The following is a 7,777-nucleotide window of genomic DNA, read 5'->3' as shown; positions in this document are numbered from 1 at the left end:
AAGTATTGACACCGTTTTTGAAGTCCTGTAGTATCAAGGGATCAGCAGGTGTCAAATCTTAGTGTCATAAATAGAAGGGGAAATTACATGTGAAATACGGCTATGCAAGGGTAAGTACAGTAAATCAAGATCTAGAGAGTCAATTACAGACACTGGAAAATGAAAACTGTGACAAGATTTACTCCGAGAAATTCACAGGGACAAAGACAGAACGTCCTGTTTTTACAGAGCTACTAGAAATGTTAAAAGAAGGTGATACACTGGTAGTAACAAAATTAGACCGTTTTGCCCGTACTACTGAACATGGTATCAGGACAGTGAAGGAATTATTTGAAAGAGGGGTAAAGGTTCACATTCTAAATATGGGCCTGGTGGAAAACACCCCTACAGGACGTTTAATCTTTAATATACTGAGTGCCTTTGCTGAGTTTGAACGGGATATGATTGTAGAACGGACACAAGAAGGCAAGGCTATTGCTAAACAGCGTGAAGACTTTAAAGAAGGTAGACCGAATAAGTTCAGCAAAAAGCAAATTGAACATGCTTTAGAGATATTAAAAAACCATTCATATAAAGAAGTTGAGAGCATAACTGGAATATCTAAAAGTACCCTAATTAGGGCTAAGAAGAAACGAGAGGTAGCAAAATGATGACAATTGAAGTTAAAGCGTTTGAGTTCCCGGAACAAAAGCCGGAACTATATTTTTCCCATACAGAAACATACACGCTAATATCTGTACCAGCTTGGAACTGGTGTTATCTATGGACTATTAGCGACAACGATCAAAAGGACAAGCAACAGTTTAAAGAAGCACTGAAAGGAATTATAGACGATTCAACAGCCATACAAATGACCGATAAGGTTTACCAATTCTTAATGACAGGAAACTAATGCCCTTGCTGCAGCAAAGGCATTTTATTTTTCCGTTATTGTATTAGAATGAGACTTTTTATGGAGTCCAAGATACATTGAGTTCCGATAGTAAATTATTACGTAAACCTGACATGTATAAGATATACATTGTTCCTTGTTCAACGAACGGGCAGTTTAGTTGAATAAGGAATCGGAAAATATAGTAAAGAAAACTCGCCACAAAATATTGGCGAGTTTTGCTTTTTTGTATGACAATATCAAAGTTAAAGCAACTGTCATTTTGGTTTATAACTTTGGGAAAGCACCTCAAACGGGCAGAAGAATCAATAATTCTGGACTTAGAGTAAACTCTAAGTATTACTCTTACTTTGTGTCACAAATTAAAAATGAAAGAAGATATAGACATATCAGATTTAATGGAGGCGGTTATATTGACATATTCTATTGGTGAATTTTCTAAAATCGTTGGGTTAAGTGAACATACATTGAGGTTTTATGAAAAGGAAGGGTTAATAAAAGTAAACAGAGACGATAACAATGTCAGAATCTACTCGGATGAAAATAAATTATGGATTGAATCTTTGCTCCACCTAAAAAATACGGGGATGTCTCTAAAAGACATGAAGCAATTTGCGATGTGGGGGCATATTGGAGATGAAACAATGGAAGAACGGTTAGCTTTACTTAAAAATCATCGAAAAAAAGTAGTGGAAGAATTTGAGAAGCTTCATCAAAGTTTAGAGCATCTGGATAATAAAATTAATTTTTATGAAAATGAATTAGGAGACTGTTTCTCTAAAAATTAAGCAGCCAGTTGTTTTTTCCATTTGCGTCTTTTTGATAAACCTCGTACAGACAGCTTTCGAAAACGTCTTTTTATCGAAAAAATAAAAATAAAAAAATACTTGCCTTAGAGTGCTCTCTAAGGATTAACCTATTCTTGCACCATTTGATGCACCTTTACAAAATGGTTCAAAACTAACTAGAACATATAAATAAACATACAGAAAGAGGTTAAAAAATGAACACAAAATATAGCAATTTATTTGAATCACTTACATTTAAAAATGGTATCACCATTAAAAATAGAGTCGTTATGGCACCAATGACAACTTGGAGTAGTAATGATGATTACACCATTTCAGATGAAGAAGTAAAATATTATAAAAAAAGAGTCAATGGAGTAGGACTTGTTATCACTGGATGTACTCATGTGCAACCAAACGGTATAGGTTTTACGCATGAATTCGCAGCTTATGATGATAAATTTATTTCAAGTCTACGGAAATTGGCGGATGCGGCGAAAAGTGGAGGAGCTCCTGCGTTACTTCAAATTTTCCATGCAGGCAACAAAGCCCTTCCATCTTTAACTCCAAATGGTGAGGTGGTTAGTTCCAGTGCTGTAGAGACTGAAGCCACTGCATTTGCTCCTTCAGTATTACCTAGAGAACTTTCATATGATGAAATAATAGAAGTGATTCGTGCTTTTGGAGAAACAACCAGACGTGCTATTGAAGCTGGTTTTGATGGTGTTGAAGTTCATGGTGCACACGGATTTTTACTTCAAAATTTCTTCTCTCCTTTCTTCAATAGACGTGAGGATGAATGGGGTGGTTCTCTAGAAAATCGCTTGCGTTTCCCATTGGCAGTCATTCAGGAAATGAAAAATGTTATTAAGAATCATGCAACAAAGCCGTTTATTATCGGATACAGAATATCACCTGAAGAACAAGGCGGTTATGGGATGGAAGATGCCTATGAATTAATTGACCGTCTGGTTGAACAGGATTTGGATTACATTCATGTATCGCTTGATGATGTATCTTCAAAACCACGAGGCATTGAAGATGGAAAAACACGGCTTGAATTAATTGTTGAACATGTAAACGGCAGAGTTCCTTTAATGGCTGCAGGTTCTATGGTAACTGCTAATGATGTTGCATCTGCATTAGATAAGGGTCTATCCCTAGCAGCGATTGGTCATACCTTAATCATGAATCCAGACTGGGTAGAAAAGGTTCAGAATGGAAAAGAAGCTGAAATTGAGACAGCAATTAAGACTTCAAAAGTAAGCGAGCTTGAGCTTCCAGAAAAACTTTGGGGGATAATTCAAGCTTCAGGTCCATGGTTTAAGATCGAAGATTAAAATCGAAAAGAAAAATTACTGTTTTTTCAGCCCCTCTTTTTTGGGGCTGCTTATTTAGTATTTAAGAAATTAATACAATTAAAATGAATATTGAATTCTAAGCTTGTGAAGCTTTGTACTTAAACAAACGGGTGCTTTTGTTTAATATCCCAATTTATAAAAAAGTTGAAGATATGCAAGTCTTTATTCACTTCTTGCATATTTTCAGCTTTTTTTCATTCAAAAAACATACTGTCATAAACAGTATTTTTTAATTGCCAAATACACAATTGGGACACGAATTATTTCAAAACGTTTGCCTTATTGATTGTATCAATAAAAGCCATGAAAGCTTTGGATGGCTCATTGGCATAAACAATCCCAAAGGGAACCTCATAATCCCATTCTACAGGAATCGTCACAAGGGAAGGATGTACATCTGCCCAGATATCCAGTGTTTCCATAACATAGTTCATCTGCTCACATTTATTGAAAACATCTGCATCATAGAAATTTGGTGTGTCTATGATATGAATTTTTGGATGTTTTGCTTCAATCTCATCCCGCAGGCGGTCTAAAACCGGAGCTTCGCCACGTTTTACAAGCATAAGAGTTTCTCCGTATAAATCTTCCCATTTCAATAGATTTTTCTTTGCTAGTCGGTGTTTGCGTGAAACAGCTATGCAGCATTGATTCATTCCAAGCAAATGGACATTGTATTGCTTAATCCACTGAATAGAGCCGCAGGGACCTACAAAACAGTCGATCTCCTTACCTAAGGAGGCAACAGTGGAGGTCATATCGTCTTCAAAGGGGACGATTTTTATCTGGAAAGGTAAATTGCCGTCATCAATTTTCGACCATAGATCAATCAGTACCTTGCCTGGACGCAGCAAAGAAGTTCCAACTCGGATGACGTATTGTTCTTCACCTGCAATCTGTCTGGCACGCTGAATGGCGCTGTCGGAAGCCTGAATCATCTGCTTTGCATCTTGATAAATAGAGGATCCGGCTGCGGTCAAAAATACGCCTTGGTTTGTTCGCTCCAGTAGTTTCACTCCTATATCACTCTCAAGAGCATTGATCTGTTTCATTACGGATACGGTAGAGATAAACAGTTTTTCAGCTGCTTTGGAAAAGCTCCCACAGTCGGCTACTTGAATAAATGTATAGATTTGTCTATTGTACATGGAAACACCTGCTTTAACTTTAAGTTAAAGCTATGTTAGCTTTTTGGTGTATTCACTGTCAAGTGGCTATGCATTAAAATTCAAGAGTATTAATGTTAAAACTTTGGACAGTCATTCAAGCTTCCGGTCCTTGGTTTAACATTGAGGAATAATCTTACATGTTGGAACAAAGGGCAAGAGATGTTTTTCAGTAAGGAGGGAAAATTGTGGAGTATATCACTTTGAATAATGGTGTGAAAATGCCGATTTTGGGTTTTGGTGTTTATCAAATCAGTGCCAGAGAATGCGAGCGATGCGTTTTGGATGCAATCGATGTTGGATATCGTTCAATTGATACAGCACAGGTATATGGCAATGAAGAAGCTGTCGGAAATGCAGTCCGAAAATCTGGTGTGCTGCGCGAAAACCTGTTTATTACAACCAAATTGTATATACAGTATGGCGGTTACCGAAAAGCAGTTAATGCGATTGATGAATCATTGCGGACGATGAAGCTTGATTACATTGACCTGCTTTTGATGCACGAGCCTTTTCATGACTACCATGGGATTTACCGAGCAATGGAGGAAGCCTATCAAAGCGGAAAAATCAGAGCAATCGGAGTTTCTAATTTTAATCCGGATGTGTTCGTGAGCCTGATGGAATTTTGCAATGTCATTCCTGCTGTCAATCAGGTTGAGACACACGTATTTCGGCAGCAAGCCCAGGCACAGAAAATGATGAAACAGTATGGTACGCAAATAGAATCTTGGGCACCATTTGCAGAGGGAAAGAATCACTTCTTTTCTAATGAAACATTAAGAGAGATTGGACAAAAATATGAAAAGTCCAACGCACAGGTGGGGCTTCGATATTTAATCCAACGCGGAATCGTTGTGATTCCAAAATCCACCCATAAGGAACGAATGATAGAAAATATGGATGTCATTGATTTTACGTTATCTGCGGATGATATGGCAAAGATCGCCTTGTTGGATGGAGGCAGAAGTCTGTTTTCATGGTATTAAATATGTTAAAACATGGAAGTGACATAAACACAAACAACACTTTACAGGCAGGTGGAATCCAGCCTTAGATATGATGGGCGTACTAAATGAATAAGGAGGTCCTTTCTTTGAAAGAAGCAGATGTAAAAGTTAATCATGAAACTTCAGAAAGAAGTTATTCTCTCATAACAGCAATTCTTTTTTGGTGTGGCTTAGTTGTTGTATCTAGCCTATATATTACCATTCCCTTGGTTTCAGTATTAGCAGGAGCTTTTAAAGTATCAACTTCGCAAGCAGCCTGGACCGGCAGTGCATTTTCATTTTGTTATGCTGTAGGTTTTTTATTTTTCGGTCCATTATCAGATCGCTATGGACGAAAGCAAATTATTTTATTTGGGCTAATTGTGTTAACCATTATTTCTCCTTTGATTGGATTATTTAATAATCTGTCTTGGTTGATAGCTCTTCGGGCGATACAAGGAATTGCTGCAGCAACATTTGCTCCAGCCGCACTTTCGTATGTAGTAGAGCATTTTCCGGCAGAAAAACGGATCACTACAACTGGATTTGTTAGCACAGGATTTTTAATGTCTGGAATTGTTGGTCAGGTGTTCAGTAGTCTAATAAGTGAGAACTTTGGTTGGAACTTTGTGTTCTATATCCTTGGAGTGGTATATCTAATCACTGCAATATTAGTAACGTTTTTTATCCCAATGAGTAATGTCCCACAAACAAAAGGCAGTATGATTGACTCTTTTAAACAAATGGGAAAGGTTTTTACACAAAAATCCTTACTTTTGTGTTACATCATCACTATAACGCTTTTACTTTCTTTTGTTGGTATGTATACAACGCTAGGGAGTTATTTAAGTGAAACATTCGGTCTTAATAATCAAGATATTCTGTATGTGCGATGTGTCGGAATTTTAGGTATGTTAGTTTCTCCGTTTTCTGGAAGACTGGTCGCAAAGTTTGGTATTCACACCGTTATTAGAGTTGGATTATCTTTAGCCGTTTTAGGTCTTGCTATATTGGGGTTTAGCTCTAATTTGGTCTTCCTTATCGTAATGAGTGTTGTTTTTGTGGCTGGCGTCTCCATAACCATTTCTACCCTAATCTCCCTTGTCGGACAATTAGGAGGAATTGCAAGGGGTTCTGCGATTTCACTGTTTTCCTTTATTCTATTTATGGGTGCAACTCTTGGACCGATTGTAGCTATGGGTATATTGAATATAAGTAGCTATCTTTTAACGTTTGAATTGTTAGCACTTTTATTAGGAATAGGATTAATCGCCTCAATTCTTATTAAAAGTAGAGACCAGGTATAACGAATGAAAAGGATATTATTAGTCTTGTTTGTTGGGTTTACTAAAATTTTAGGAGGATAAAAAATGAATAAAAAACTTATCGTCGTTGTTGGAGCAGGTCCTGGTGTCGGAAATCATGTCGCAAAAAAATTCGGTGTTAATAACTTCCGTGTTGTCCTGGTCTCCCGTAATCAGAATTCGCTGGATCAATATGTACAGGAGTTGAGCTCGGAAGGGATAGAAGCTTACGCCGTAGCAGCGGATGCGTCAAGTCCGGCATCGCTAACAGAAGCTTTTGACCAAATCAAGAAAAAATACGGTACAACCGATGTACTGGTGTACAACGCTGCAGTTTTGAAAGGCGGAAAACCAACTTCCCTGACGGCGGAATCCCTTGTGTCCCATTATCAGGTGGACGTAGCCGGTGCCTTGCATTGTGCACTACAAGTTATTCCGGATCAAGTAGAACAAAAAGCAGGAACAATCCTCTTCACGGGTGGCGGATTGGCGCTGTATCCTTCGGCAGACTACACTACGCTGTCCATAGGCAAAGCAGCGCTACGCAACCTAGCCTTTACTCTGGCTGAAGAGCTAAAGCCTCAAGGCGTTTTTGTCGGAACGGTTACAATTGCCGGAACCGTAGCTCCGGGCACTCATTTTGCACCTGAACTAATTGCAGAGAAATATTTGGAGCTGTATGAAAAACGTGAAGTGCACGAAATTGTGTACAGCTAAGGCTAATGATTTTCTGATTCAAAATCGTTCGTGTTATCTAAAATGCATCACTTCAAAGGTTTGGAACAAATGATCTCTGTTGGTTCAACAGAGATCATTTCCTTTCTTAATAGTGCAATTGCGAATCTGTTAAAGGTTTGCTTGTGGAAATGAATAGCCTCGCCTTAGAGGATTAAACAAAGAAAATTCCCTTATTTACTGAAAGGGAGTTTTTCTTTTGGCAATAAGTTTGTGAAGGATTGTACTTAAACTAACGGAGTGCAATAGTGAAAGAGGCGGACATAAAAATCGCCTTAATTTTGTACTTCGGTGTATAATGCTTTCATTCTTACAAATATTAAAGAGGTTCTAATCCAATACGTACTATTCGATATTCGAGACACAGAAGCTGCCTGACGGGAAAGGGCGGCTTTTTGTGGTGGTTCATTTTTTAAAAACCTCAATTTGATAAAAAAACAGCCAATTATTTCAGCTGTTTGCTTTTTTATAAAAACCTTTTAATGATTTAAACATATCACGCCCCGATGTCTTTGCCGTTTGATGGTTACATTCTTCATTAT

At 37.8% G+C, this 7,777-nt stretch carries 8 protein-coding genes; 7 read left to right on the top strand and 1 reads right to left on the bottom strand.

Going from position 1 to position 7,777, the window contains the following annotated elements; all coding sequences use genetic code 11:
• Positions 1-89: 89 nt before the first annotated feature.
• The 4 genes from AAHB12_RS30650 (at position 90) to AAHB12_RS30635 (ending at position 3,020) form a co-directional block, all read left to right on the top strand.
• Entirely contained in the window at positions 90-650 is a 561-nt protein-coding gene (locus AAHB12_RS30650; protein WP_342048868.1) for a recombinase family protein, read from the top strand.
• Complete coding sequence (locus AAHB12_RS30645) at positions 647-892, top strand: hypothetical protein (protein ID WP_342048867.1); 246 nt, start codon at positions 647-649, stop codon at positions 890-892. The genes AAHB12_RS30650 and AAHB12_RS30645 overlap by 4 nt, the downstream gene beginning before the upstream one ends.
• 413 nt (positions 893-1,305) lie before the next feature.
• Positions 1,306-1,680: a MerR family transcriptional regulator gene (locus AAHB12_RS30640; protein ID WP_342048866.1), complete on the top strand. Its 375-nt coding sequence runs from the start codon at positions 1,306-1,308 to the stop codon at positions 1,678-1,680.
• A gap of 215 nt (positions 1,681-1,895) precedes the next feature.
• Positions 1,896-3,020, top strand: coding sequence for an NADH-dependent flavin oxidoreductase (locus tag AAHB12_RS30635; RefSeq protein ID WP_342048865.1), 1,125 nt, complete (start codon positions 1,896-1,898; stop codon positions 3,018-3,020).
• A gap of 281 nt (positions 3,021-3,301) precedes the next feature.
• On the opposite strand, the gene AAHB12_RS30630 is transcribed toward AAHB12_RS30635, so the two are convergent.
• Positions 3,302-4,189 (bottom strand): LysR family transcriptional regulator, encoded by an 888-nt coding sequence (locus AAHB12_RS30630; RefSeq protein WP_342048864.1) that lies wholly within the window; start codon positions 4,187-4,189, stop codon positions 3,302-3,304.
• A 206-nt stretch (positions 4,190-4,395) separates the two neighbouring features.
• Here AAHB12_RS30630 and AAHB12_RS30625 point away from each other — a divergent pair, with 206 nt between their 5' ends.
• The 3 genes from AAHB12_RS30625 to AAHB12_RS30615 all read left to right on the top strand — a co-directional run bounded on the left by AAHB12_RS30625 (position 4,396) and on the right by AAHB12_RS30615 (position 7,217).
• The gene (locus AAHB12_RS30625; RefSeq protein WP_342048863.1) at positions 4,396-5,196 is read left to right on the top strand and encodes an aldo/keto reductase; all 801 of its coding nucleotides are present in this window, start codon (positions 4,396-4,398) and stop codon (positions 5,194-5,196) included.
• 107 nt (positions 5,197-5,303) lie between these two features.
• Positions 5,304-6,503, top strand: coding sequence for an MFS transporter (locus tag AAHB12_RS30620; RefSeq protein WP_342048862.1), 1,200 nt, complete (start codon positions 5,304-5,306; stop codon positions 6,501-6,503).
• A gap of 63 nt (positions 6,504-6,566) precedes the next feature.
• Positions 6,567-7,217, top strand: a complete 651-nt coding sequence (locus AAHB12_RS30615) for an SDR family NAD(P)-dependent oxidoreductase (RefSeq protein ID WP_342048861.1) — start codon at positions 6,567-6,569, stop codon at positions 7,215-7,217.
• Positions 7,218-7,777: the final 560 nt, after the last annotated feature.

The sequence above is a fragment of the Bacillus sp. OTU530 genome, assembly GCF_038440375.1.
Note: the sequence above shows the minus strand (reverse complement) of the source record. Positions and strands in the feature narration are given on the sequence as shown.

What these genes read in the sequence shown, in the direction of transcription:
- AAHB12_RS30635 (WP_342048865.1), top strand. Translation starts at nt 1,896, where the DNA reads ATGAACACAAAATATAGCAATTTATTTGAATCACTTACATTTAAAAAT.
- AAHB12_RS30630 (WP_342048864.1), bottom strand. Translation starts at nt 4,189, where the DNA reads ATGTACAATAGACAAATCTATACATTTATTCAAGTAGCCGACTGTGGG.
- AAHB12_RS30645 (WP_342048867.1), top strand. Translation starts at nt 647, where the DNA reads ATGATGACAATTGAAGTTAAAGCGTTTGAGTTCCCGGAACAAAAGCCG.
- AAHB12_RS30615 (WP_342048861.1), top strand. Translation starts at nt 6,567, where the DNA reads ATGAATAAAAAACTTATCGTCGTTGTTGGAGCAGGTCCTGGTGTCGGA.